This is a genomic window from Amycolatopsis cynarae (genome assembly GCF_026802195.1).
GTDB lineage: Bacteria > Actinomycetota > Actinomycetes > Mycobacteriales > Pseudonocardiaceae > Amycolatopsis_E > Amycolatopsis_E rhizosphaerae.
In genome coordinates this window covers 4,374,788-4,397,730 of sequence record NZ_CP113836.1, presented here as the reverse complement: position 1 = coordinate 4,397,730, position 22,943 = coordinate 4,374,788, and the positions used below count along the sequence as shown (strand labels likewise).

Annotated in this window: 21 protein-coding genes; 12 read left to right on the top strand and 9 right to left on the bottom strand. The window is 70.7% G+C overall.

The features are described 5' to 3' along the window. Position 1 precedes the first annotated feature (1 nt). The 4 genes from secF (at position 2) to ORV05_RS21005 (ending at position 4,980) form a co-directional block, all read left to right on the top strand. Positions 2-1,228, top strand: coding sequence for a protein translocase subunit SecF (secF, locus tag ORV05_RS21020; protein WP_268441542.1), 1,227 nt, complete (start codon positions 2-4; stop codon positions 1,226-1,228). 1 nt (position 1,229) lies between these two features. Beyond that, a complete protein-coding gene (locus ORV05_RS21015) occupies positions 1,230-1,748 on the top strand; it encodes an adenine phosphoribosyltransferase (RefSeq protein ID WP_268441539.1) in 519 nt (172 codons plus the stop codon). A 101-nt stretch (positions 1,749-1,849) separates the two neighbouring features. Then, a complete protein-coding gene (locus ORV05_RS21010) occupies positions 1,850-4,171 on the top strand; it encodes a RelA/SpoT family protein (protein ID WP_407652523.1) in 2,322 nt (773 codons plus the stop codon). Between the two features lie 29 nt (positions 4,172-4,200). Beyond that, complete coding sequence (locus ORV05_RS21005) at positions 4,201-4,980, top strand: enoyl-CoA hydratase-related protein (RefSeq protein ID WP_268441536.1); 780 nt, start codon at positions 4,201-4,203, stop codon at positions 4,978-4,980. Positions 4,981-5,111: 131 nt separating this feature from the next. On the opposite strand, the gene ORV05_RS21000 is transcribed toward ORV05_RS21005, so the two are convergent. Next, the gene (locus tag ORV05_RS21000) at positions 5,112-5,975 is read right to left on the bottom strand and encodes a peptidylprolyl isomerase (RefSeq protein WP_268441534.1); all 864 of its coding nucleotides are present in this window, start codon (positions 5,973-5,975) and stop codon (positions 5,112-5,114) included. A 124-nt stretch (positions 5,976-6,099) separates the two neighbouring features. Between ORV05_RS21000 and ORV05_RS20995 the strand changes: the two genes are divergently transcribed. Together ORV05_RS20995 and ORV05_RS20990 are read left to right on the top strand one after the other, a co-directional pair. Next, the gene (locus ORV05_RS20995; protein WP_268441532.1) at positions 6,100-6,687 is read left to right on the top strand and encodes an MBL fold metallo-hydrolase; all 588 of its coding nucleotides are present in this window, start codon (positions 6,100-6,102) and stop codon (positions 6,685-6,687) included. Further along, a complete protein-coding gene (locus ORV05_RS20990) occupies positions 6,684-7,349 on the top strand; it encodes a hypothetical protein (RefSeq protein WP_268441529.1) in 666 nt (221 codons plus the stop codon). The genes ORV05_RS20995 and ORV05_RS20990 overlap by 4 nt, the downstream gene beginning before the upstream one ends. Before the next feature lie 238 nt (positions 7,350-7,587). Here the strand turns inward: ORV05_RS20990 and ORV05_RS20985 are convergent, their stop codons facing one another. Further along, positions 7,588-9,015 (bottom strand): YibE/F family protein, encoded by a 1,428-nt coding sequence (locus ORV05_RS20985; protein ID WP_268441526.1) that lies wholly within the window; start codon positions 9,013-9,015, stop codon positions 7,588-7,590. A 133-nt stretch (positions 9,016-9,148) separates the two neighbouring features. Here ORV05_RS20985 and ORV05_RS20980 point away from each other — a divergent pair, with 133 nt between their 5' ends. Next, positions 9,149-9,553: an SsgA family sporulation/cell division regulator gene (locus ORV05_RS20980; RefSeq protein ID WP_268759841.1), complete on the top strand. Its 405-nt coding sequence runs from the start codon at positions 9,149-9,151 to the stop codon at positions 9,551-9,553. Positions 9,554-9,648: 95 nt separating this feature from the next. On the opposite strand, the gene ORV05_RS20975 is transcribed toward ORV05_RS20980, so the two are convergent. Next, a complete protein-coding gene (locus tag ORV05_RS20975; protein ID WP_268441524.1) occupies positions 9,649-11,769 on the bottom strand; it encodes a transglycosylase domain-containing protein in 2,121 nt (706 codons plus the stop codon). Positions 11,770-11,913: 144 nt separating this feature from the next. Between ORV05_RS20975 and ORV05_RS20970 the strand changes: the two genes are divergently transcribed. Then, entirely contained in the window at positions 11,914-12,693 is a 780-nt protein-coding gene (locus ORV05_RS20970; protein WP_268441522.1) for a TIGR01458 family HAD-type hydrolase, read from the top strand. Positions 12,694-12,699: 6 nt separating this feature from the next. On the opposite strand, the gene ORV05_RS20965 is transcribed toward ORV05_RS20970, so the two are convergent. The 3 genes from ORV05_RS20965 to ORV05_RS20955 form a co-directional block, all read right to left on the bottom strand. Beyond that, the gene (locus ORV05_RS20965) at positions 12,700-13,359 is read right to left on the bottom strand and encodes a WbqC family protein (RefSeq protein ID WP_268441521.1); all 660 of its coding nucleotides are present in this window, start codon (positions 13,357-13,359) and stop codon (positions 12,700-12,702) included. Between the two features lie 70 nt (positions 13,360-13,429). Further along, positions 13,430-14,083, bottom strand: a complete 654-nt coding sequence (locus tag ORV05_RS20960; protein ID WP_268759840.1) for a YdcF family protein — start codon at positions 14,081-14,083, stop codon at positions 13,430-13,432. Between the two features lie 20 nt (positions 14,084-14,103). Next, positions 14,104-15,201, bottom strand: a complete 1,098-nt coding sequence (locus ORV05_RS20955) for a helix-turn-helix domain-containing protein (protein ID WP_268441518.1) — start codon at positions 15,199-15,201, stop codon at positions 14,104-14,106. 268 nt (positions 15,202-15,469) lie between these two features. Between ORV05_RS20955 and ORV05_RS20950 the strand changes: the two genes are divergently transcribed. The 3 genes from ORV05_RS20950 (at position 15,470) to ORV05_RS20940 (ending at position 17,924) form a co-directional block, all read left to right on the top strand. After that, a complete protein-coding gene (locus ORV05_RS20950; RefSeq protein ID WP_268441515.1) occupies positions 15,470-16,102 on the top strand; it encodes a TetR/AcrR family transcriptional regulator in 633 nt (210 codons plus the stop codon). Further along, positions 16,063-16,935 (top strand): homocysteine S-methyltransferase, encoded by an 873-nt coding sequence (gene mmuM, locus ORV05_RS20945; protein WP_268441513.1) that lies wholly within the window; start codon positions 16,063-16,065, stop codon positions 16,933-16,935. The genes ORV05_RS20950 and mmuM overlap by 40 nt, the downstream gene beginning before the upstream one ends. 179 nt (positions 16,936-17,114) lie before the next feature. Continuing rightward, positions 17,115-17,924, top strand: coding sequence for an SAM-dependent methyltransferase (locus ORV05_RS20940; RefSeq protein WP_268441511.1), 810 nt, complete (start codon positions 17,115-17,117; stop codon positions 17,922-17,924). 130 nt (positions 17,925-18,054) lie between these two features. On the opposite strand, the gene ORV05_RS20935 is transcribed toward ORV05_RS20940, so the two are convergent. The 3 genes from ORV05_RS20935 to ORV05_RS20925 are packed head-to-tail and all read right to left on the bottom strand — an operon-like array spanning position 18,055 to position 21,772. Beyond that, positions 18,055-18,978 (bottom strand): UbiA family prenyltransferase, encoded by a 924-nt coding sequence (locus ORV05_RS20935; protein WP_268441509.1) that lies wholly within the window; start codon positions 18,976-18,978, stop codon positions 18,055-18,057. After that, complete coding sequence (locus ORV05_RS20930; protein ID WP_268441507.1) at positions 18,966-20,207, bottom strand: cytochrome P450; 1,242 nt, start codon at positions 20,205-20,207, stop codon at positions 18,966-18,968. The genes ORV05_RS20935 and ORV05_RS20930 overlap by 13 nt, the downstream gene beginning before the upstream one ends. After that, on the bottom strand, positions 20,207-21,772 hold the full coding sequence (locus ORV05_RS20925) for a prenyltransferase/squalene oxidase repeat-containing protein (protein WP_326938073.1): 1,566 nt from the start codon (positions 21,770-21,772) through the stop codon (positions 20,207-20,209). Before ORV05_RS20925 ends, ORV05_RS20930 begins: the two co-directional genes overlap by 1 nt. 242 nt (positions 21,773-22,014) lie before the next feature. On the opposite strand from ORV05_RS20925, the gene ORV05_RS20920 reads away from it, so the two are divergent. After that, positions 22,015-22,920 (top strand): proteasome assembly chaperone family protein, encoded by a 906-nt coding sequence (locus ORV05_RS20920; RefSeq protein WP_268441506.1) that lies wholly within the window; start codon positions 22,015-22,017, stop codon positions 22,918-22,920. The last annotated feature ends 23 nt before the right edge of the window (positions 22,921-22,943 follow it).

The window sequence follows — 22,943 nt, the reverse complement described above, 5'->3', positions numbered from 1 at the left end:
GATGGCGAGCGCGGAAACCGGCACGCCCGCCGAGACGAAGAAGAACAGCGTCTTCCACCGGCTCTACGTCGGCACCGGCGCCTTCGACATCGTGGGCCGGCGCAAGCGCTGGTACCTGTTCTTCGGCGCGCTGGTGCTGCTGTGCATCGCTTCGATCGGGATCCGGGGGTTCAACTTCGGGATCGAGTTCGAGGGCGGCACGCAGATCCAGCTGCCCAGCGTCGGGACCCACGGCACGATCACCCCGGACGAGGTCAAGCAGGTCTTCGCCGACACCCTCGGCAAGCAGGCCGCCTCCGCGCAGACGGTGGGTGTGGGCAACTCGGCCACCGTGCAGCTGCGGGCGGAGAGCCTGCCCGAGACCGACGTCATAAAGGTCAAGCAGGCGCTGTTCGACAAGCTGCAGCCGGTCGGTTCCAACGGCCAGGCCAGCCTCCAGGCGATCAGCGACAGCGCGGTGAGCGCCTCCTGGGGCGGGGAAATCTCGCGGCAGGCCCTGATCGCGCTCGGCGTGTTCATGGTGCTGGTGACGATCTTCCTGACGTTCTACTTCGAACGCTGGATGGCGCTGGCGGCGCTGGTTTCGCTGATCCACGACATCATCGTCACCGCGGGTATCTACTCGCTGGTCGGGTTCGAGGTCACCCCGGCCACCGTGATCGGCCTGCTGACCATCCTCGCGTTCTCCCTCTACGACACCGTGGTGGTGTTCGACAAGGTCAAGGAGAACTCGCGGGGCCTGCTGGGGCTGACCAGGCGCACCTACGCCGAGACGGCGAACCTGGCGCTCAACCAGACCCTGATGCGGTCGATCAACACCTCGATCATCGCGCTGCTGCCGGTGATCGGCCTGCTCGTCGTCGGCTACCTGCTGCTCGGCTCCGGCACCCTGCAGGACCTGGCGCTGGTGCAGCTGACCGGCATGCTGGTCGGCGTGCTGTCCTCGCTGTTCCTGGCCACCCCGCTGCTGGTCGACCTGAAGATGCGGGACCCGCGCTACCAGCAGCAGGCGCAGCGTGTCCAGGCCCGGCGTGCGAACCTGGCCCGCAAGTCCGCCGAGCGCGACGCCACCGGCGGCACGGACGAGGACTTCGACGCGAGCGACGACGAGGCCCTGGAGGCCGAGCTGCGCAAGGAGAAGGCCTACGCGGCCGCGGCCAGCGTCCCCGCCCGGAACCCGAAGGCGGCCCAGCGGCGGGGCCGTCCCGCGGGGAAGCGGAAGCGCTGACATGCAACTCGACGAGGCACTGGGGCTGATCACCGAGATCCCGGACTTCCCGGAACCGGGTGTGCTGTTCCGGGACCTCTCGCCGCTGTTCGCCCACGGTGACGGGTTCGCCGCGGTGACCGACGCGCTCGCCGCCACGGTCGAACCCGACGTCGAACTGCTCGCGGCGGTCGAGGCCCGCGGGTTCATGCTGGCCGCCGCCGTGGGCTACGCCCGCGGCCTCGGGGTCGTGCTGGTGCGCAAGCCCGGCAAACTGCCCCTGGTCGCCGGCCGCGTGCACTACGACCTGGAATACGGCACGGCCGCGCTGGAGTTGCCGGACAAGGTCGTCCACGCGGGCGCCAGGGTCGCCGTGGTGGACGACGTGCTGGCCACCGGCGGCACCGTCAACGCCGCCTGCCGTCTGCTCGAAGACGCCGGAGCCACCGTCGCCGGGGTCTCCGTCGTGCTCGAACTCGCCGCCCTCGACGGCCGTTCCGCGCTGGGCGGCCGGAAGGTGAGTTCCCTCCAGCTCGCCTGAACCCGGCTCCGGGTGATCTCCGGCCGGGCGGAGCGACGCCATTCGGTCGTCACGCGTTAGGCTGGTAGTTCGAAGCTCCCCCGATCAGGCAGGAGGTGGGGGTGAGTCAGGAGTTGCACTCCGGGACGTCCCAGGACGCGCTGACGCACCAGAACGTGACACGGGCGCCGTCGGCGACACGCCGAGTGCGGGCCAGACTCGCGCGCCGCATCACGGCCCAGCGTGCCGCCTCGGTGAAGCAGGTGCTGGAGCCGCTGGCCGCGATCCACCGCGAACTCCACCCCAACGCCGACCTGAGCCTGCTGCAGCGCGCCTACGACGTGGCCGAGGAGCTGCACCGCGAGCAGCGGCGCAAGTCCGGCGATCCCTACATCACCCACCCGCTGGCGGTCGCCACGATCCTCGCCGAGCTCGGCATGGACACCATCACCCTGGTGGCCGCGCTCCTGCACGACACGGTGGAGGACACCGGCTACTCGGTGGAGCAGCTGACCGCGGACTTCGGCGAGAAGGTCGCCCAGCTCGTCGACGGGGTGACCAAGCTCGACAAGGTCAAGCTGGGCACGGCCGCGGAGGCCGAGACCATCCGCAAGATGGTGATCGCGATGGCCCGCGACCCGCGGGTGCTGGTGATCAAGCTCGCGGACCGGCTGCACAACATGCGGACCATGCGGTTCCTGCCGCCGGAGAAGCAGGCCCGCAAGGCGAGGGAGACCCTGGAGGTCCTCGCCCCGCTCGCGCACCGTCTGGGCATGGCCACGGTGAAGTGGGAGCTGGAGGACCTGGCGTTCGCGATCCTGCAGCCGAAGAAGTACGACGAGATCGTCCGGCTGGTGGCCGACCGCGCGCCCTCCCGCGACATCTACCTGCGCAAGGTGATCGACGAGCTCACCACGAGCCTGCACAGCTCCCGTATCACGGCCAAGGTCGAGGGCAGGCCCAAGCACTACTACTCGATCCACCAGAAGATGATCGTCCGCGGCCGCGACCTCGACGACATCCACGATCTGGTCGGCGTGCGGATCCTGGTCGAGGACGTGCGCGACTGCTACGCGGCGATGGGTGTGGTGCACGCGCTGTGGCAGCCGATGCCCGGCCGGTTCAAGGACTACATCGCGCAGCCGCGGTTCGGCGTGTACCAATCCCTGCACACCACGGTGATCGGTCCGGACGGCAAGCCGCTGGAGGTGCAGATCCGGACCTACGAGATGCACCACACGGCCGAGTACGGCATCGCCGCGCACTGGCGGTACAAGGAAACCAAGGGCACGCACAGCAGCAACACCGCGAACGCCGTCGACATCGACGAGATGGCGTGGATGCGGCAACTGCTCGACTGGCAGCGGGAGGCGGCGGATCCGGGCGAGTTCCTGGACAGCCTGCGGTACGAACTCGCCGCCCGCGAGATCTTCGTCTTCACCCCCAAGGGTGACGTGGTCACGCTGCCCGTCGGCGGCACCCCGGTCGACTTCGCGTACGCGGTGCACACCGAGGTCGGGCACCGGTGCATCGGCGCGCGGGTCAACGGCAGGCTGGTCGCGCTGGAGCGCAAGCTCGACAACGGCGACGTGGTGGAGATCTTCACCTCCAAGGCGGAGAACGCGGGCCCGAGCCGTGACTGGCTGAGCTTCGCGCGCTCCCCGAAAGCGCGCGCGAAGATCCGGCAGTGGTTCGCCAAGGAGCGCCGCGACGAGGCGATCGAGGCGGGCAAGGAGGCCATCACCAAGGAGGTCCGCAAGGTCGGGCTGCCCATGCAGCGCCTGGTCTCCGCGGACTCCATGGGGGCACTCGCGGCGGAGCTGCGGCATCCGGACATCAGCTCGCTCTACGCGGCCGTGGGGGAGGGCCACACCAGCGCCAAACACGTCGTGCAGCGCCTGGTGGCGCTGATCGGCGGGGTCGAGGAGGCCGAGGAGGAACTCGCCGCCCGGTCCACGCCGTCGACGGTGACGCGGCGCCGCGGTTCCAACGACGTCGGGGTGATCGTCAAGGGCGCCAGCGACGTGTGGGCCAAGCTCGCCCGCTGCTGCACCCCGGTGCCGGGGGACGAGATCCTGGGCTTCGTCACGCGGGGCGGCGGCGTCAGTGTGCACCGCACGGACTGCACCAACGCCGAGGACCTGCGCACGCAGCCGGAACGGCTGGTCGAGGTCGAGTGGGCGCCGTCGGAGAACTCGGTGTTCCTGGTGTCCATCCAGGTCGAGGCGCTCGACCGGCACCGCCTGCTCTCCGACGTGACCAAGGTGCTGGCCGACGAAAAGGTCAACATCCTCTCCGCCTCCGTCACCACGTCGCGGGACCGGGTCGCGGTGAGCCGGTTCTCCTTCGAGATGGGCGACCCCAAGCACCTCGGGCACGTGCTCAAGGTGGTGCGCGGGGTCGAGGGTGTCTACGACGTGTACCGGGTCACGTCGGCCTCCTGAGCCTCCGGGCGCCCTCTAGTGTTTGGCGCATGGTTGAAGGGCTGGAGTTTGCGCGGGACGGCGAGGTCGGCAGGCTGGTCTTCGCCCGTCCGGAGAAGAAGAACGCCATCACCCATGGCATGTGGGCGGCGATCCCGGAGGTGGTCGCCGAGGTCGAGGCCGATCCGGCGCTCAAGGTGCTGGTGATCAGCGGGGCGGGCCAGGACTTCTCGGCGGGCGCGGACATCAGCGAGTTCCGGGACCTGCGGTCCACCGCGGACGGTGCGGCGGCCTACGACAAGGTGGTCGAGGGCGCGGTGACCGCGCTGGCCGGGATGGCCAAGCCCAGCATCGCGATGATCCGCGGCAACTGCATCGGCGGCGGCTGCCAGATCTCGGTGGCCTGCGACTTCCGCTTCGCCGAGGAGGGGGCCCGGTTCGGGATCACGCCCGCGAAACTCGGCATCGTCTACGACTTCCTGTCCACCCGCCAGCTCGTCTCGCTCATCGGCCCGGCGCACGCGCGGTACTTCCTGCTGTCCGGGCAGCTGATCGACGCCGCGCGGGCCCGCGAGATCGGGCTGGTCAACGACACCTTCGCCGCCGGATCACTGGCGGACGAGGTGGGGGCGTTCGCCGAGACCCTGTGCTCGCGCTCGCAGGCGTCGATCCGGGGCATGAACCGGATCATCGGCAAGATCCTTGCCGGGCACGGGGAAGGCGACGCCGAGGTCGAGGCGATCCGGTCGGCGGCGATCCACGGTGAGGACTACGCCGAGGGCGTGGCCGCCTTCCTGGAGCGCCGTCCCCCGCGCTTCACCCACCGCTGACCCGGCAAGGTCGCGTGGGCGTTGCCGTTGTGCCGTGAAGGCCCTTCACGGCTCGCCCCAGCCCCTCACGGCAAACAGGGCCGTGAGGGGGTTCCTCACGGCCCTGACGAGCCTAGGAAAGGCTCAGAGGTTCAGGCGTCGATGGTGGCGCCGGTGAACTTCACCGGGGTCTTCGGCGCGCCCGTGCCGTCGCTGCTCTGCGCGGCCGAGGCCGGGTCCACGCCCTCGCGCGCGACCTTGTCCAGCACCTGCAGCCCGGCATCCGAAATGGACCCGAAGACTGTGTAGTCGGGGTCGAGCTGGGCGGTGCCGTACACCATGAAGAACTGACTGCCGCCGCTGTTGGGCTGCGAGGTCTTCGCCATCGCGAGGATGCCGCGGCCGTAGGTCAGCTGCGAGAAGTTCTCGTCCGGGATGGTGTAGCCAGGACCGCCCATGCCGGTGCCGGTCGGGTCGCCGCACTGCAGCATCTGCAGGCCGTCGGTCCCCAGGCGGTGGCACGAGGTGTCGGTGTAGAAGCCCTGGTTGACCAGGCTCACGAAGCTGTTCACGGTGCACGGGGCCAGCGCCCGGTCCAGGGTCAGCGGGATGTCGCCCACCGTGGTCTTCAGGGTCACCTTCACCGTGCCCGTGGACGGCACGTTCTTGCCGTCGGGCATGGTGGCCTTCTTCTGCGCCTGCTGGTCGTTGGAGGCGGCGTAGGCGCAGTTCGTGGGGTTGGGCAGCGGGGTCGGCCGCGCGGCCTCGGTGACCCGCTGCGTCGGGATCTGGATCGCGCTGCTCGGGGCGGCGGTGCTGGACGCGGCCGCCGAGGCGGAACCGTCGTCGTGCTTCTGGGTGGCGAAGAACACCACCAGGCCGGCGACGACCACGACCACGCCCACGGTCGCCCCGACGCCGATGATCCTGCGGCGGCGGGCGCGCTCGGCACGGCGGACGAGCTGCCGTTCGAGTTTGCGCTTCGCGGCCTCACGGCGTTGCTGGTTGGTCGCCACCTGCCCCTCCAGAATCCACTCGAAGTCACCGACCGGGTGGCGGCAGTCTATGGGCACAGTCTGTGAGGACCCCGTACAGGGCCGGTTAGGGTGGGTTCGGCGGACTGACGAAAGGTGGGTTTCCGTGCTCGTGGCCGGATTCGCGACCGGTGCGTTCCGGGCGAACTGCTACCTGCTCGCGGCCGCCCGGGACCGGCCCTGCGTGATCGTGGACCCCGGGCAGGAGGCCGCCGGAAGCGTCGAGGATGCCTTGCGGGAGCACGGTCTGACCCCCGAAGCGGTGCTGGCCACGCACGGCCACCCCGACCACGTCGCCTGCGCCGGAGCGCTCGCGCGGGCGCACGGAGTGCCGTTCCGGCTCCACCCCGCCGACCACGAACTGGCCGGAACCCCGGCCGAGCCGCTCGGACCGGGGGTGATCGAGGTCGCCGGGCTGCGGATCATCGTGGACCACGTGCCGGGCCACACCGCGGGTTCGGTAGTCTTCCGCCTCCAGACCCCGGAAGGGGGCCGCCTCGCGCTCACCGGCGACACGCTGTTCGCCGGTTCGATCGGCCGGGGCGACCGGGAAACACTGGTGGAATCCTTGCGGGACAAGCTGTTGACCCTGCCCGACGACACCGTCGTCCTGCCGGGCCACGGCGGGCCCACGACGATCGGGCGGGAACGAGTGAGCAACCCTTTCCTCGGCGGCGCGGCGGTGTCGAGATGACCGAACCGGCCAAGGAACCGAAGAAGCAGGCCGAGCCGGAACGGCTGCCGCTGTATTCCGACGACGCGGCGGCCCGCCGCCGCAGGCTGCGGTCCGGCCTGGCCGGGGTACTGCTGTTCGCCGCCGCCTTCGGGGGCGTCGCGGGCCTCATCGGCGGTCAGATCGCGGGCCTGGTGGTCGCGGTGGTGGTCGGGCTGCCGCTGCTGTACGTCGTGCTGTTCAGCGTCCGCCGCCGGGTCTGGCTCGAGGGCACCGAAGTGCTCGTGCGGACCTGGCGCACCCGCCGCGTCGACATCGTCCAGGCGAACCGCATCGACCTGCTGGTCACCGACGTGCGCGGGATGCGCACGGTGAGCCTGCTGCTCAACGCCGGTCAGCACGGCCGCACCGCGAAGATCGATCTCGCGGTCTACGCCGGCACCGGCGGCCGGGAGCTCGGCGTGCTCGCCCTGCGGCGGCTCGCGAACGCCCTGATGAACAACATCGAGGCCAACGGGATGGTGTTTTCCGAGCTGCTGGTCGCCCAGCTGCGCTCCGAGGCGCGTGGCGACGGCGCCGCGGACCGGCCGCTCTACCGCCTCGCCTCGGCCGCGCCCTCGGGCCGCCTGGCGCAGCGTTTCACCATGGAGGCCGTCAACCGCTTCGTCGCCCACCTGGACTAGGACCTGTATCGACGTGGTTTGCGTGGCGGTGCGGGTGGCGGAACCTGACGTGGTCCCTCGCTGTGGGATCGCCTCCCCATGAATGCCAATTCACGAAGCGCTGGCAGTGCTGTTCTTGCGAGGAACCACGTCAGAACCCGCGGCGGTGCCGGTTGACGGCCCACAGCAAGCGGCTTCGCAGCTTATAAAACACGAGTGCTTAGAGAGGAGAGCTCAGGCGGTGCGGTGAGGGTTCGCGTCAGACACCCTCACGCGAACCACTGACGCTTGTCGAGTCCTCCTGCGCGGCGATCAGGGCGGCGAGCACGGTGGTGACCGGGACGGCGGCCACGATGCCGATGCTTCCGGCCAGGGTGCGCACGATCTCCTCGGCGATGTCCTGGGAGCCCAGGATCGCGCCCAGGCCCACACCCGAGATCGACGAGTACAGCATCACCGGCAGCGCGGCCCCGGCGTAGGCCATCACCAGGGTGTTGACCGCCGATCCGACGTGGTCGCGCCCGATCCGCAGGCCGGCGCGGTACAGCTCCCGCCAGGACAGGTTCGGGTTCGCCCGGCGCAGCTCCCACACCGAACTGGTCTGGGTGACCGTGACGTCGTCGAGAACGCCCAGCGCGCCGATCACGATGCCCGCCAGGAGCAGGCCCCGGCCGTCGATGCCGTGGCCCAGCGCGCCGATGAGCGTGGAGGTGCTGTCGTCGAGACCGGTGAGCGAGGCGGCGGCGGAGAACAGCGCCGACAGCACCCCGATCAGCGCGAGGCTGACCAGGGTGCCCAGGACCGCCACCGAGGTACGGGCCGACAGCCCGTGGGTCAGGTACAGGGCGACGAACATGATCAGCCCGGCGCCGGCGATCGCCACCAGCAGCGGGTTCTGCCCGGCGAGGATCGCGGGCAGCACGAACAGCACCAGTACGCCGAAACTCAGCACGAGCGCGCCCAGCGCGGCCAGGCCCTGCCAGCGGCCGAGCACCACCACCGCGATCGCGAACAGCGCGGCGAGCAGGGCCAGCGGCAGGCCGCGCTGGAAGTCGACCAGCTGGTAGGAGCTGGGATCGGTGGTGGCGCCGCCGTTGTAGGCCAGCACCACCTTGTCGCCCGCGGCGAACCGGGGCGTGCTCGGCTCGATCGGCACCATCAGTTTCACCGAGGAACCCCCGGCCGCCCCGTCGGTCATCGCGACCTCCACCGTGAGGCACGGTTTCTCACCCGGCTTCGGCGCGGTGCCCACCTGGACCTGCCCGGGCGCCAGGCAGGGCCCGCTGAGGGCGGTGGTGACCGTGCCGTGCACGGGGGTGCCCTGCTGGTAGGCGCTGACCGGCTTCGCCTTGCCCCACGGGTAGAGCACGAGCAGCCCGGCCACGGTGGCGGCCGCGATGGGCGCCAGCAGCCAGATCAGCAGCACCCGCACTCGCCGGGAGGCGGGCTGAGCCGGGCCGTGCCCGTGCCCGTGCCCATGGTCCTGCCTGTCACGGTGCCGTTGACGGGGCCCGGTGGCGTGGCCGGGCCGGTGGCGCGGGAGGCGATCGTCGCCGGGCTCCCGGTCGCGGACAGGGCGCCGCGGGCGCACCGGAGCCGGCTCCGCGCCGCGGGCCGGGCGTGGGCGTTCCGCCGGAATCCGCCGGATCGGGCCGGTTTCCGCGTCGGCCAGCTCGTCACGCGCCACCCGGATATGGTGCCCAGCGGGTCCTCCGGCGGTTCGGGCGGGTCCCGGTGCACGGATTTCTTCGTAAACCGGTGTAACGCGCGGGCATCTCGCACGTCTAAACCAGGAGAACTTCGTGAGGGGGTTGCTTCCGGTGTCCAGCAAGGTCGTTGAGCAGCATCAGTTCGTTTCCGTCGACGGGCGGCCGACGCCCGTGTACTCCCGGTGGTCCTATCTCGCCCGTGACCCGTATGCGGTGACGCTGGCCTTCCGCACCCGCCGGGGCGACTGGATCGAGTGGTGCTTCGCGCGGGACCTCCTGCGGGACGGGCTGACCGGGCAGGCCGGGTTGGGCGACGTGCGGGTGCGGCCCGACCTGGTGGCGCCGGGCAAGCTCCTGGTGCTCGAACTCGAGTCCCCGGACGGCTACGCCCTGGTCGAGCTGAAGCGGGCCGACGTCGAGCGGTTCCTCGCCGCGAGCGAACGGGCCGTCCCGCACGGCTCGGAGGGCGCGCTGGTCGACGTCGACGCCTTCATCCGCCAGGTCACCGAGGTCTGACCACGCCTCCCCGGTTGTGCAGCGGGGCCTGTTCGCTTCGAATCATTCGGAGCGAACAGGCCCCGCTCGAACACTCCGGTGCTACCGGTGGCTGGTCAGGAGCGGGCGTCGAGGTAGGCCGGGTCCGGCTGGGGGAGCGGGGTGTCCGGCCTGCCACCGAGGATCTGGCTGAACGCGTGGTAGTACGGCGGTGCGGCGACCGTGCCACCGAACGCGCCGTGCCCGCAGTCACCGAGGTGGACCGGCGTGCCCGGGCAGACCTCCTGCGGCGTGCGCCCGTCGGCGTAGACGAAGGACGCCAGCGCGTAGTCGTCCACGCCACCCACGAAGGCCACCGAGTAGCTGTAGTTCGTGGTCCCGGTCTTGCCGATGTCGGCGTGGTTCCAGCCCGCCTGCCGCGCCGACTGGGCCGAGGTGCCCGTCTTGGTGTCCTGGCTCAGGCCCACCATGAGGGTGTTCGCCAGCCCGGACGGCACCACCTGTTCGCAGGGCTGCTGCTTCACGGCCACCGGCGCGCCGTGCCGGTCGGTGACCGACAGGATCGGGTTCGGCGGGCACCACACACCGCCGCTCATCAGCGTCGCGGACACGTTGGCCATTTCCAGCGGGCTGACCGGGCTGTCGCCGAGGGTGAACGACAGCTTGTTCCGGAAGTACTTCGACTGCGGCTCGTTGTACCGCTCGTCGCGCGACAGCGGATTGGCCGGATCGGTGATCGGGGCGCCGCCGACCTCGTTGGTGGCCAGCGTCTTGCGCAGGCCGAGCCGCCGCGCCATGTCCAGTACCGCGGGCATGCCGACTTCGGACTCGAGGTTGACGAAGGCGACGTTCGGCGAGGTCGCCAGCCCGTCGCGCAGCGAGATCGGGTTGGGGTAGTTGGTGCCGTCGTTCGCGACCGGGTAGCAGGCCGTGTACTTGTTGGCGTCCGGCTGCGTGAAGCACTGGCTGCCGGGGTTGGGCAGGGGAGTGTTCAGGCCCGCCCTGCCCGCCTCCATCGCCGCCGCGGAGGTGAAGATCTTGAACGAGGAGCCGGCGCCGAAAACGTTGTGGGCGTCGGCGACGATGTTGGTCGAGGTCTCCCCTCGCGAGAGGTCGGTGCCGTAGTTCCGGTTCGCCACCATGGCGAGCACTTCGTGCCCCTGCTGCCCCGGCCGGACGACGGCGAAGGTGTTCGCGACCCCGTCCTGCGTGGTCGGCACGTTGGCGTTCACGGCGTTCTTCACGTCCTGGCTCACCACCGGGTCCATCGTGGTGCGGATGGTGTACCCGCCGGTTTCGAGCTGGTCGGTGGTGAAGCCCGCCTCCCGCAGGTAGGTGACCGCGTACGCGCAGAAGAAGCCGGCGTCGGGTGCGGCGCCCATGCACGTGCTCGACGGGATCCGCGGCCCTCCGTCGACCACGCCCAGCGGCGTGGCCTTGGCGATCTGCGCGTCTCGCGCGTCGAGCGTGCGGTTGGTGACCATCGCGTCGATCACCACGTTGCGCCGTTCCAGCGCCTGCTGCGGATGCGTGTAGGGGTTGTACAGGTTCGGGTTGTTGACCATCCCGGCCAGCAGTGCGGCCTGCGGCACGGTCAGCCTGTCGGGGGTGGTGCCGAAATAGGCACTGGCCGCGGCGCCGACTCCGTAGATGTTGCCGGAGAACTCCACCACGTTGAGATATCCGGTGAGGACGTCCTCTTTGGACTGAGTCTGTCCCAGTTGGACGGCGATCTTGGCTTCGCGCAGTTTGCGGGCGATGGTGTCGGCGCGGTCGGCGTACTGGGCGGCCTTGTCGTTGCGGTCCACCACGTTGATCAGGTAGTTCTTGACGTACTGCTGGGTGATCGTGGACCCGCCCTGGGTGCTGCCGCCGGAGCTGTCGTGCAGCGCCGCGCGCACCATGCCCTTGACGTCGACCCCGCCCTCGCCGAAGAACCGGCGGTCCTCCACGGACACGATGGCCGCGGTCATGGCGGGCGCGATCTGCTGATAGGTGACCGGCAGCCGGTACTGGTCGAACAGGGTGGCGATGGGAGTGCCGTTGCGATCGGTCACGGTGGTGACCAGGGGCTGCTCGGCATTGGCCAGCGAGCTGGAAATCCCCGCCACCGCGTCGCTGACCTGGTTCGACAGCATGCCCGCGCCGAGGGCGGCCGGCGCCGCCACCCCCGCCACCAGTACCCCGGCGACCGCGCAGGAACCAAGGAATCGGGACAAGTTCGAGGAAAGACGCACGGTAATCGAACATAGCCGCCCACCGGTAAGGACGGCGTTGCGGATCGGGGCATTACCACGCCGGTACTTTTCCTTGACCTTTTCCGGAAAACTCCCATCTCCGGGTAAAGAGCGCAGTGCCGCGGCCGCTCCTACCCTTGGGGCATGGAGCGGATTCGCGCGCTGCTGATCGACATCGACGGGGTCCTCACCGTGTCGTGGCACCCGCTGCCCGGCGCGGTGGACGCCGTGCAATGGCTGCGCGACAACGGGTACCCGTTCGCGTTCCTCACCAACACCACCTCCCGCACCCGGGCCTCGATCGCCGAGACGCTGTCTTCAGCCGGTTTCCCCGTCGAGACGCCCGAGGTGTTCACCGCGCCCGCCGTGGCCGCGTCCTACCTTCGTGAGCACTACCCCGGCGCACGCTGCTTCCTGCTCAACAGCGGCGACATCGCCGCCGATCTGGCCGGGGTGAACCTGGTCGGCGACGAGCCGGACGTGGTGATCGTCGGGGGTGCGGGGCCCGAGTTCGGCTATGCGGAGCTGAACCGGGTTTTCCGTTACCTGCAAGGAGGTGCCCGGCTGGTCGCGCTGCACCGCAACCTGTACTGGCGGACGGAGGAGGGGATGCGGCTCGACACGGGCGCCTTCCTGGCCGGCCTGGAGCAGGCCGCCGGGGTCGAGGCCGAGGTGGTGGGCAAGCCTTCCGGTGCCTTCTTCGCCACCGCGCTGACCGCGCTCGGGACGGACGCGGACGCCACGGCGATGGTCGGCGACGACATCGAGGCCGACGTGCTCGCCGCGCAGCGCCACGGTCTCACCGGGATACTCGTCAAGACCGGTAAATACCGTCCCGAGACGCATCGGAGCGCGCCGGAGCCCCCGGACCACGTCCTCGACGGTTTCGCCGACCTGCCCGCCTTCCTCGGCCGGTTGCCATGAGGGCCCCTAAACCCCGACGGTGGCGGTGATTTCGTCCCGCACGGCGCTGGACCCCAGCACGGCCATGGCCCAGAGCGCGCTCGCGGCGCGCAGGCCGTCCTTGCCCGCGAGTTCCGGCGGCGGTGGGTAGTGGACGGTGAGCCCGCGCTGCGCGAACGGCCGTTCGTCGAGGTATCTCGCCCCGCCCCGGCCGCACAGGTACGTGCCCGCCCCGACCGCCTCGGTGAGGTCGGCCAGCCGGGTGGACCGTTCCGTGCTGGCGGTCAGGGTGCTGCTGCGGACGACGGTGCCGTGCCAGCCGAGGCGGTCGAGCAGCGTGCGGGTGGACACCTCGGCCACGTCGGCGAGCCGGTCGGTGAGCTCGATGGCGGCGAGTACCTCTTCCACGGCGTCACGCGTGCCGGCCCAGTGCGGACCGCGCCGGTAGTACTGGCGCGTGAGCTGGGCGATGCGGCGGCGGCTGAGCGCGGGGTCGGCGAGCAGCAGTTCGTTGATCCGGCTGGCGCGGCCCGCCGGGCGGTGCACCGGAATGGTGAGCCAGCGCTGTGCGCTCGGATCGTCCAGCGCGGCGAGGCGCGTCCGGTGCTGGTAGTCGCGCGCGTTGAACTGCACGTCGTCGAGCACCACCCAGACGTCGGCCTGGAAAAGCTTCGCGAGCGTGGACAAACGTGGAAAGAAATTCGGTTGATGGACGGCGCAGGATCTTCGGTCGAATACGGCCACGGGCCGTATTCGATCACAACATGCGGCTGCGGAATCCGGCGGCCACGAGTCGCTGATACGCGGCATACACGGATGGGGGAACTTCTTGGCTGATCGCGAATCCCTGTCCGGGATACTCGATGATGCGCTGGAGATCCCCGATCATCATGTCGATGAGCTCCGTGCCGTGGTCGCATTCCTTGACATACTCGGAAAGTGAGAGCGGAACGGAGGCGCACACGGGTTCGACCTCGGGCCAGACCTTCCGTGTGGTGGCGTAGGCGCGACGCTCCATATAAGGCATCGAGACGAGCATGAGCGAATCGACCCGAATCCCGCGATCACGAAGAAGATCACGCGAAAGAGTGATGTTTTCTCCCGTATTCGTGGCGCGTGGCTCGACCAGGATCGCCTCGTCCGGGACACCGAGTTCGAGCGCGCGCTCGCGGTAGTGCACCCCTTCGCCGCGGGGGAAGGACGTGAAGGTTTCGCGGCTGTTGGCGCCGCTGAACACCACCACCGGGAACAGGCCCCGGTGGTACAACTCGGCGGCGTGCGCGGCGACGCCCAGGTCGTTGCAGCCGAGCGCGATCGCGGCCGAACAGCGCCTCGGCGTGTGGTTGAGCCGGTGATAGCGCCAGATCACCTCGGCGTCGGCCCACCCCCGGTCGATCAGATCCTGGAACATGCCGCCGGCACCGGTCCCGATCATGCCTGGCGCTCGAACGTGCGGCGGATTCCGTCGATGCTCTGCAACTGGTGGAAGAGGCCGAATTCGGCGGAAACCCGCGCGCAGTTTTCCAGCATGCTCAGCCCGTTGTGCCGGGTGGCGCGATCGGACACCAGGATGTGCGCGTGCGCGGTTTCCAGCCGCACCTTCTGCAGCGGGGTGTCGTTCACGCGGTGGGTGAGCGCGACGTCGATGGCCTGGGCGGCCGCGGTGAGGTCCCCGGCGCCCCGGTGCGCCAGCGCGAGCTTCTGGTGCGCGATCGACCAGTCCTCCGGCTCTTCCATCGTTTCGAAGTTGCGGATCGCCGGCACGATGTGCCGGGTCGCGGTCTCGTTCAGACCACGCTTGCTCAGCGCGGTGCCGACCCACAGCCGGGCCCGGATGCGGTCGTGCTCGCTCAGCCGCTCGTCCTCGGTGAGCGATTCGTACCGCCGCGCGGCCGATTCCAGCCGCCCCGCCATCTCGTCGAGGACCACGAGCTTGAGTTCGATCTGCGCGACCCGCCGGGGCGTGTCCAGTTCGGTGAAGACCCGCAGCGCCTTCCGGTAGGTCTGCTGCGCCGACAGCGGACCGTGCAGTTCGCCCTGGTCCTGCTGGACCTCGCCCAGCAGCCGCAGCGAGCGGCCGTAGAGGTGCATGCCCTGGGTGTCGTTGCTGTTGGGTTCGTACCGCCGCAGCCACCGGTCCAGCAGGGTGCGGGCGAGGGCGAACTCCTGGCGGCCCAGGCAGGCCATGGTCCGGTCGAGGTCGTCGGCCCAGGCGTCGTAGTCGTAGCCGGAAGCGGCGGGCTCCGGCGCCGGGGCCGGTTCCGCCTGGTGGAGAAGCAGATCGAAGCGCCGCCGCGCCTCCGGCTCGGCCCGGGAGAGGGCGGTGTCGAGGATGGCCTGTGTGTCCGGGCGCGGTACGGTGGCGGAGCCGCCGGACTCCCATTTGGCGACGGTGCGCGCGGCGACGCCGAGGTAGCCGGCGAAAGAGCGTACGGACAGGCGGAGCGCATGCCTGAGCAGCCGCGCCTCCCGCCCGCTCCAGTGGTGGGCGGTGGCGGCCACGTGATGCGCATCCCCGGGAACACCCACCTGGACAGGTTAACCCTTTAGGGGTGGTCCAAGTACACCGAAAGTGCAACAACAGTTCGTTTCCGTCATGTAGTCGTTCCTGCAGCCTGGAAAGCAGGCACTCGTCGCCGGGTTGACTCCTTTGTCCCGGGCCGATTCCCCGGCGCCGGGTGCCGCTCCAGCTCCCGCGCGCCGGAGCAGGGAAGGCCGGGCCGGACAGCTTTTGTCCCGAGGTCGTGACGGGCGCTTTCGCGAAGCGGTAAGGGTTTTCGACGCATACCATGAAGGGGTGAGTTCGGTTCCCGCCGTCGCGCCGCCACGCAACGCCTTCCGAGAACAGCAGTGGCGGGAGGCGCACGAGCGCTACCTCGACTGCGCGCGCCGGGTGTTCGCCGCCCTGGGCTATCCCGCCGCGACCGTGGCCGACATCGTCGAAGCGGCCAACGGCAGCCGCGCCACCTTCTACGCGCACTTCCGGGACAAGGCCGACATCGCGGCCTGCCTGTTCGAGCGCGTGCTGCCGGAGGAGGGCGGGATCTACCACCTGGGGGCGGATTTCCCGGGGCCTGCGCGGGAGCAGGTGCGGGCCTGGCTCGACAAGCACGTACTCCAGTTCTGGACGCGCTACGCGGTGGAGATCGAGGTGGTCAACCACGCGATGGCGGCCGACCCGCGCATCGCGGCGCGGCACTACCAGTGGATCGTGGACGCGGTGTGCCGTCTGGAGCCGTACCTGGCGCGGTGGCGCGGCGAGCACGAGGAGGCCGGGATCACCCGGGCCTGCCTGCTCGTGCTGCAACTGGAACGCCTCTGCTACCACTGGCTGATCCGCGGGGTCCGGCACAACCGGGAGACGGTGCTCGACATCCTGGCCGAGAACTGGTGCCGCGAACTCCGGGTGCTGGCGGAGGGCCCGTCCTGATCGTGCTCGACGGTGGCCTGGCCACCGAACTGCAGGCCCGCGGCCACGACCTGTCGGGCGGGCTGTGGTCGGCCCGGCTGCTGTCCGAGGCGCCCGGCGAGATCGCGGCCGTGCACGAGGCGTTCTTTCGCGCGGGCGCGGGGATCGCGACGACGGCGAGCTACCAGGGCAGCCTTGCCGCGTTCGCCGAGCGCGGGCTGGACGGGCCGATGCTGCTGCGGCGCAGCGTGGAACTGGCGAAGCGGGCCCGTGACCGGGTGGGCGGGGCGCGCCGGGTCGCCGCCTCGATCGGCCCGTACGGGGCGGCGCTGGCGGACGGGTCGGAGTACCGCGGCCGGTACGGGCTGAGCGTCGCCGCGCTGACGGCGTTTCACCGGCCCCGTGCGGGGATCCTGGCCGAGGCCGGTCCCGATCTGCTCGCGCTGGAGACGGTGCCCGATGTCGATGAGGCCGTGGCGATGCTCGCCGCGATCGACGGGCTGGGCATCCCCGCCTGGCTGTCCTACACCATCGACGGCGAGCGCACGCGGGCGGGACAGCCGCTGGAGGAGGCCTTCGCGGTCGCGGCGGGCCAGGAGCAGGTGATCGCCGTAGGGGTGAACTGCTGTGATCCAAGGCACGTCCCGCGGGCGCTGGAGGTGGCGCGGGAGGTGTCCGGGAAGCCCGTGATCGCCTATCCGAACAGCGGTGAACGCTGGGATCCGGTCCGCGGCGCGTGGACGGGACCGTCCCGGTTCCGGCCGGAGTCCTTGTGTGGCGCGGATTTCGCGGGCGGCTGCTGCCGCGTCCGTCCCGCGGACATCGCCGCGCTCGCCGCCGCCTGCCGCGGCTGACCGTTATCCACTGCCCGTGTCGGGTGCTAGTTCGTGAACCGTTTTTCCTTCCCCGGGCGGCGAATACCCAGGGGTAACCACCGCGCCATACCGCACCTTGTGGCAGTAGAATCGCGAGCCTGCGCGCTGAAGATCCATCACCGCGTTGTGGGACTTGACCACGAGGAGAAGTACCTGCAGTGGCATCGCCTATCGAGGCACCCGGAGTTCGCGGTGCGACCAGTTACCCGAGCATGGCGCGGATCAACGACCACTGGCTCGAGGGGTCCTGCCACGGGCAGGCGGATCGCGAGTACGCGGACCAGATCGTGGTGTGCGCACCGCACATCCCCTACCTGGTGCGCGCGTCCCGCCAGCTGGTCGGGCGCATGGTCCGCTACCTCATCGACCAGGGCGTACGGCAGTTCCTCGACCTCGGTTCCGGCATCCCGGCCGACCGGCACGTGCACGAGGTGGCGCAGGAGGCCGACCCCGGCGCCCGTGTCGTCTACGTCGACCTGGACCCGCGCGTGGCCGCCGACGGCCGCAGGCTCCTCGAAGGCAACGACCACGCCGCCTTCATCGAGGCCGACATCCGCGATCCGGACGCCATCCTGAGCCACCCCGACCTCACCCGGCTGATCGACCTGGACCAGCCGGTCGGGGTGCTGATCATCGAAACGCTGCTGTACCTGCCGGACACCGACGATCCCGCCGGGCTGGTTGCCTCCTACCTCGACAAACTGCCGTCGGGCAGCTACCTGGGCATGTCGCACTGCGGCGAGGACGAGCAGCTGCGGAAAGGGCTGAGCATCTTCAGCCGCATGTTCGGCACCCCGCCGCCGGTCACCCTGCGTGAACGTGAGGAGTTCCAGACCTTCTTCCACGGCCTGGAACTGGTGGATCCCGGGGTGGTCCAGGTGACCCTGTGGAACCCGCTCACCGAAGACGACATGGGCCGCAACCCCGAGCTGGCGCACATGTACGCCGGAATGGCCCGCAAGAACTGATCCGGCGGGCGCGGGATGCCCCGGGAGCGCCGTTCCCCCGTCGAACGACTGCCGTGAGGGGTCCCCTCACGGTCGTATCGGCTGTGAGGAGACCCCTCACAGGAAAGAACGGCAACCGCAGCCCGGTGCTTCAGGCGGCCAGGGCGACCACGGTGATCAGCACTTCCCCGAGGGTGACCACCGGCAGCGTCCGCTTCAGCATGCCCTTCGCGTCCGGCAGTTCGCCGCGCCGGACCCCGGGCAGCCGGGACCAGACCATGCCCAGGAACACCGCGTGCGCGGCAATCCCCAGCAGGCACCACGCGAGCCCGTAACGCCACCACAGGCCCCAGCCGAGCAGGACGAGCCCGGCGAGCAGGAGACCGCAGGCCAGCAGCAGGGCCCGGGCCGGGCCGTACCGCACGGTGGGCGTGCCGATGCCGCTGGCGGTGTCGGCGGCGAGATCCGGCAGCGCCCACCACACGGTCCGCCCCACGGACAGCACCGCGGCGCCGGTGAAGACCATCCACACCGCCGGTTCCGGCCAGGCGGCGACGGCGGTATAGGCCAGCAGGCAGGGCAGGCCCACGGACGCGATGCCGAACGTGACCGCCCCGGCGAGCGCGCGCTTCTTGAGCCGGACCGGTTCGACGTTGTACAGCAGCTGAGCCGCCACCGTGGCGGCGGCGAAGACCAGGGGCCACCAGTGTCCCCAGGCCAGCCCGATCACCACGGTCAGCGCCACCCCGGCGGCCATTTCGGCGTTCGCCCACGCCAGCGCACGGCCGCGGCCGACCCGGCCGGCGGCGTCGGCGAGATAGCCCTTCTCCCGGTGATGCGAGTCGGTGGGCATGTCCACGGCCACGTTGAACGCGAGCGGAGCCACGATCAGCAGCAGGTTCGCCACCACGACCAGCACGGCGGGCCCCGCGGGCAACCCGGCAGGACCGGCGGCGGGGGCGGCGAACAGACAGCCCCAGCTCGCATAGCAGACGTAGTTGACCGGCAACGGGAACTGCAACCGGTGCAGGACGGCGAAATCGGCCGCGGTCATCCGGCCCGCTAGGCCAGGCACGAGGAAACCCTCATCCGCAGCTTCGGGGACGGTGCCATCGCGTGGCCCCGCAACTGCGGCACGCCGGCCCGCGGGTTCACGCAGCGCACCTCGCGGCGGCGCAGCAGCGCGGCCACGATCATCCGGACCTCCACCTGGCCCAGCTGGCTGCCCAGGCAGTGGCGGGTGCCGCCGCCGAACGGGAAGTACACCGACGACGGGACCTTCCGGCCGAGGAAGCGCCGCGGGTCGAAGCGCTGCGGTTCGGGGAAGGAGTCCGCCCGGTGGTGGGCGAGGTGGATGCTCGGGGTGAGCACGGTGCCCGCCGCGAGCGTCTGCCCGTGGTACGGGCAGTCCCCGGTGAGGACGCGGTTCCCGGCGGCGGGCACCGGAGGCGTGATCCGCAGTGTCTCCTGCACCACCGCCTGCAGCAGCGGCACCTCGTCCGCGGCGAACCCGTCGGCGCCGGAGGCCAGTTCCGCGAGCACCTCCTGCCGGATCGTGTCGTGGCGGTCCAGCCAGTACAGCGCCCAGGCCGCGGTGGAGGCGGAGGTTTCGTGGCCGGCGAACAACAGCGAGACGATCTGGTCGCGCAGTTCGCCGTCGTCGAGGCCGGCGAACGGGCCCTGGTCCTCCAGCAGCCTGCCCGCCAGTGACTCCGGGTTCTCCCGCGCGGCCTCGCGGGCACCGCGCACCAGCAGCCGTTCCAGCTCCGGGTCCGGCAGCGGCAGGCCGCCCTTGAGGAAGCGGTAGGCCAGGGTGCGGTAGTGCGAGCCGAGCGCGCGGTCCATCCAGGTGGCGAAGGGCGTCAGCAGCGCGGCGTCGGCGTGCCCGAACACGATCCGCCCCATGATCTTCAGCGTGACGCGGCGGGTCCAGTCCGCGAGGCCGAACTCCGTTCCCTCACCCAGTTCGTCGATCTCGTCGTGCACCGTCCCGGCCACCAGCCCGCGATAGGCGGCGAGCCTGCGTCCGCGCAACGGCGCGCCCAGCACGCGCCGGTAGGCGGTGTGCCGCTCGCCCTGCTGCCACAGCAGCGACCGTTCGCCGAGCAGGGGCCGGAACGAGCGGCTGCCCGGATGGTGCAGTCCCTGGTCGGCGCGGAAGATCCGCTCGACGGCGTCCGGATGCCAGACCAGCAGGCGCCGCTGGGGCTCGGACCGCAGCTCCAGCAGCCCCTCGGCGCGGTGGGCCTGGGCGTCCATGAACGCCAGTGGACGCAGTGCCAGCCGGAGTTCGGTGCGATTCATCAGGCCGTCCGTTCGGGCTGTCCGGTTTCCCAGCGGCCGGTCAGGGCCGCCACACGCGGATTGGCGCGGGCCAGGTGCAGTGCGGCGATGGTCTCGGCCCGCACGATCCTGGCCGGGGTGTACAGATCCTTGTCGTGCCACAGGGGCGGCGTGCGGGCGAGGTCCCCGCCGAGCAGGTGGGCACAGCCGCGCGCGGCGGCGTGCTCGATTGCGGGGTCCGGGCGGCCGGCGCTGCCGCGCAGCAGGATCTGCACCGCGTAAGCGGTTTCTTCCGGCGTGCTCTCCCAGTATCCCCACGAGCCGTCTTCGCGCTGGTTGTCCAGTACCCAGTGGAGGGCCTGGCGGATCGCGGGCGTGGGCTCACCGCAGCCGGCCAGTGCGACGACGCAGCACACCGTGGCGTAGTAGGGGGAGGCGTGCCATTTGTCCGTCCAGCTGCCGTCGGCCTGCTGCTGCCCGCACAGCCACGACACCAGGCGCACCATGGCCCGCTCGATCCGCGCGGTCCGCTCCGGGTGCGCGATGAAGGCCTGCAGTACGTGCGCGTTGGTGGACACCGAGGGGGTGCGCTCCTCGGGATAGGTGCTGAAGTGATCGTCCGCCTGGAACTCCCACAGTGCGTCGATCGGTTGCGGCACACCGAGATTGGCCAGCGCGTGCAGGGCGGTGGAGGTGTCGTCGGCGTCGGGCGGCAGCCCGGCGCCCCCCGCCACGCCCGAGGAACCGCACGCCGCGCGCAGCCCGTCGACGAGCCCGGCGGGAACCGACACCGGCAGGCCCACGTCGGTGAAGGTGGCCAGCACCCAGGCGCGTTCGAAGACGTCGAGCGGGGCGGCGACCGGGACCGGCCCGCCGTGCCGGGCCTGCAGCACCTCCAGGTAGCGCACTCCGGCCTGCCGTTGCGCCGGCACCGCACCGAACCAGGCGGCGGTGGCCGCGGGAGAGCAGCCGAGACCGAACTCGCCGGGGCTCGCGAACGGCGCGCGCCGCGCCGCCGGTCCCACCACTTCCAGGGAATGCCACAGCTTTTCCGGCAGGACCTGGCCCCGGGCGACGGTTTCGCGCAGGTGGCCGAGCAGTTCGGGATAGGTGCCGGGCGGGCAGGGCAGCCGGGCCCCGGCCGGGGAAATCTCCAGCCCCGGCAAGGGGTTGTCCTCCAGCGCGGCCAGGTGGGCGTTGATCTCCGCGACCAGGTGCGGCACCAGGATCTCCACCGCCACCGTGTCGGGCAGCGTGACCGCGCGTCCTGGCGCGAGGCGCAGGAACAGCGCCCGCAGCCCGTCGCGCGCTGCGGCGGCCACCGCCGGGCTCCGGGTGCGCCGCGATTCCGAGAGCAGGGCCTCGGTGGCGCTCAGCGTCGGGAGCAGGGCGTAGTCGTAGGGTGCGCCCCAGCTGCCGTCGTCGTGCTGTTCGTCCAGCAGGTAGCGGATCCGGCCCCCGTGCCCCGCCAGCGTGGGCGCGAGCGCGACGATCCTGGCCGTTTCGTAGAGGGAAGGGGAGAAGTCCCCGTAGGGATCGGCGGACATCTCGTCGAGGAGCCGCTGCCCCTGACTCGCCAGATTCACCGGTCACTCCCGATTCAGCGACGGACGTGCCCAGCCGGCCACCGCCGCGGATCGCGGCCGCCGGGGTGGAGGGAGGCCTAAAGTATCATTACTCGCCGGTTTTGTGATCATGGTTCCTCCTTCCGGCCGAGCGGATGGCGCGGACCGGACGGGAACACTCCGGCGGCCGTCACGGGATGAATCCGTCGTTGCCCTGTGTTCATCCCGTTGAAGGAAAGAATCGTGAAGGGGCACGGGAGGCGATGGTGTTCGATCCGGAGGAGCTCTACGAGGTGGACTCCGGGCTTCCGGAGCTGAGCGGGGCGGTGCTGCTGCACCAGCTCGACGGGTTCATGGACGCCGGCATGGCGGGGCAGGTCGTCACCGGGCATCTGGTGGACCGGCTGGAGAACACCGTGGCGGCGCGCTTCGACGTCGACCGGCTGATCGACTACCGGGCCCGGCGGCCGATGATGGACTTCGCCGCCGACCACTGGGAAGGCTACGAAGCGCCGCAGCTGGCGGTGCGCCTGTTCCACGACGAGGCGGGCACCCCGTTCCTGCTGCTCGACGGTCCGGAACCGGATCGCGAGTGGGAGCGGTACGCGGCCGCGGTCCGCTCACTGGTCGAGCGGTGGGAGCTGCGGATGGTGGTGTCCTACCACGGGATTCCGATGGGCGCCCCGCACACGCGCCCGCTCGGCGTGACCGCGCACGCGACCCGGGCGGAGCTCATCGGCGACTACCAGCCGGTGCTCAACCGCCTTCAGGTGCCTGGCAGCGCGTCGGCCCTGGTCGAGCTGCGGCTCGGACAGGCCGGGCACGACGCGGCCGGTTTCGCCGCGCACGTGCCGCACTACCTGGCCCAGTCCCGGTATCCGGCGGCCGCGCTGACCCTGCTCGGCTCGATCTCGCGGCTGACCGGGCTGTCCCTGCCGGACGAGGCGCTGGTCGAATCGGCCCGCCGCACCGACGCGGAGATCGAGCGCCAGGTGGCCGAGTCCGAAGAGGTGGCGGAGGTCGTGCGCGCGCTGGAGAGGCAGTACGACGCCTTCGTCGAGACGGTGGACAAGAAGAACCTGCTCGCCGAGGAGATCACCCGGATGCCGACGGCGGAGGAACTGGGCGCGGAGTTCGAACGCTTCCTCGCCGAACAGCAGGGGGACTAACGGTCCGTGTCCCACCTTCCGGT

Excerpts from the sequence above, each read along its gene's own strand:
- secF (WP_268441542.1), top strand. The coding sequence starts at position 2 with ATGGCGAGCGCGGAAACCGGCACGCCCGCCGAGACGAAGAAGAACAGC.
- ORV05_RS21015 (WP_268441539.1), top strand. The coding sequence starts at position 1,230 with ATGCAACTCGACGAGGCACTGGGGCTGATCACCGAGATCCCGGACTTC.
- ORV05_RS21005 (WP_268441536.1), top strand. The coding sequence starts at position 4,201 with ATGGTTGAAGGGCTGGAGTTTGCGCGGGACGGCGAGGTCGGCAGGCTG.
- ORV05_RS20990 (WP_268441529.1), top strand. The coding sequence starts at position 6,684 with ATGACCGAACCGGCCAAGGAACCGAAGAAGCAGGCCGAGCCGGAACGG.
- ORV05_RS20970 (WP_268441522.1), top strand. The coding sequence starts at position 11,914 with ATGGAGCGGATTCGCGCGCTGCTGATCGACATCGACGGGGTCCTCACC.
- ORV05_RS20960 (WP_268759840.1), bottom strand. The coding sequence starts at position 14,083 with ATGTTCCAGGATCTGATCGACCGGGGGTGGGCCGACGCCGAGGTGATC.
- ORV05_RS20930 (WP_268441507.1), bottom strand. The coding sequence starts at position 20,207 with ATGAATCGCACCGAACTCCGGCTGGCACTGCGTCCACTGGCGTTCATG.
- ORV05_RS20920 (WP_268441506.1), top strand. The coding sequence starts at position 22,015 with ATGGTGTTCGATCCGGAGGAGCTCTACGAGGTGGACTCCGGGCTTCCG.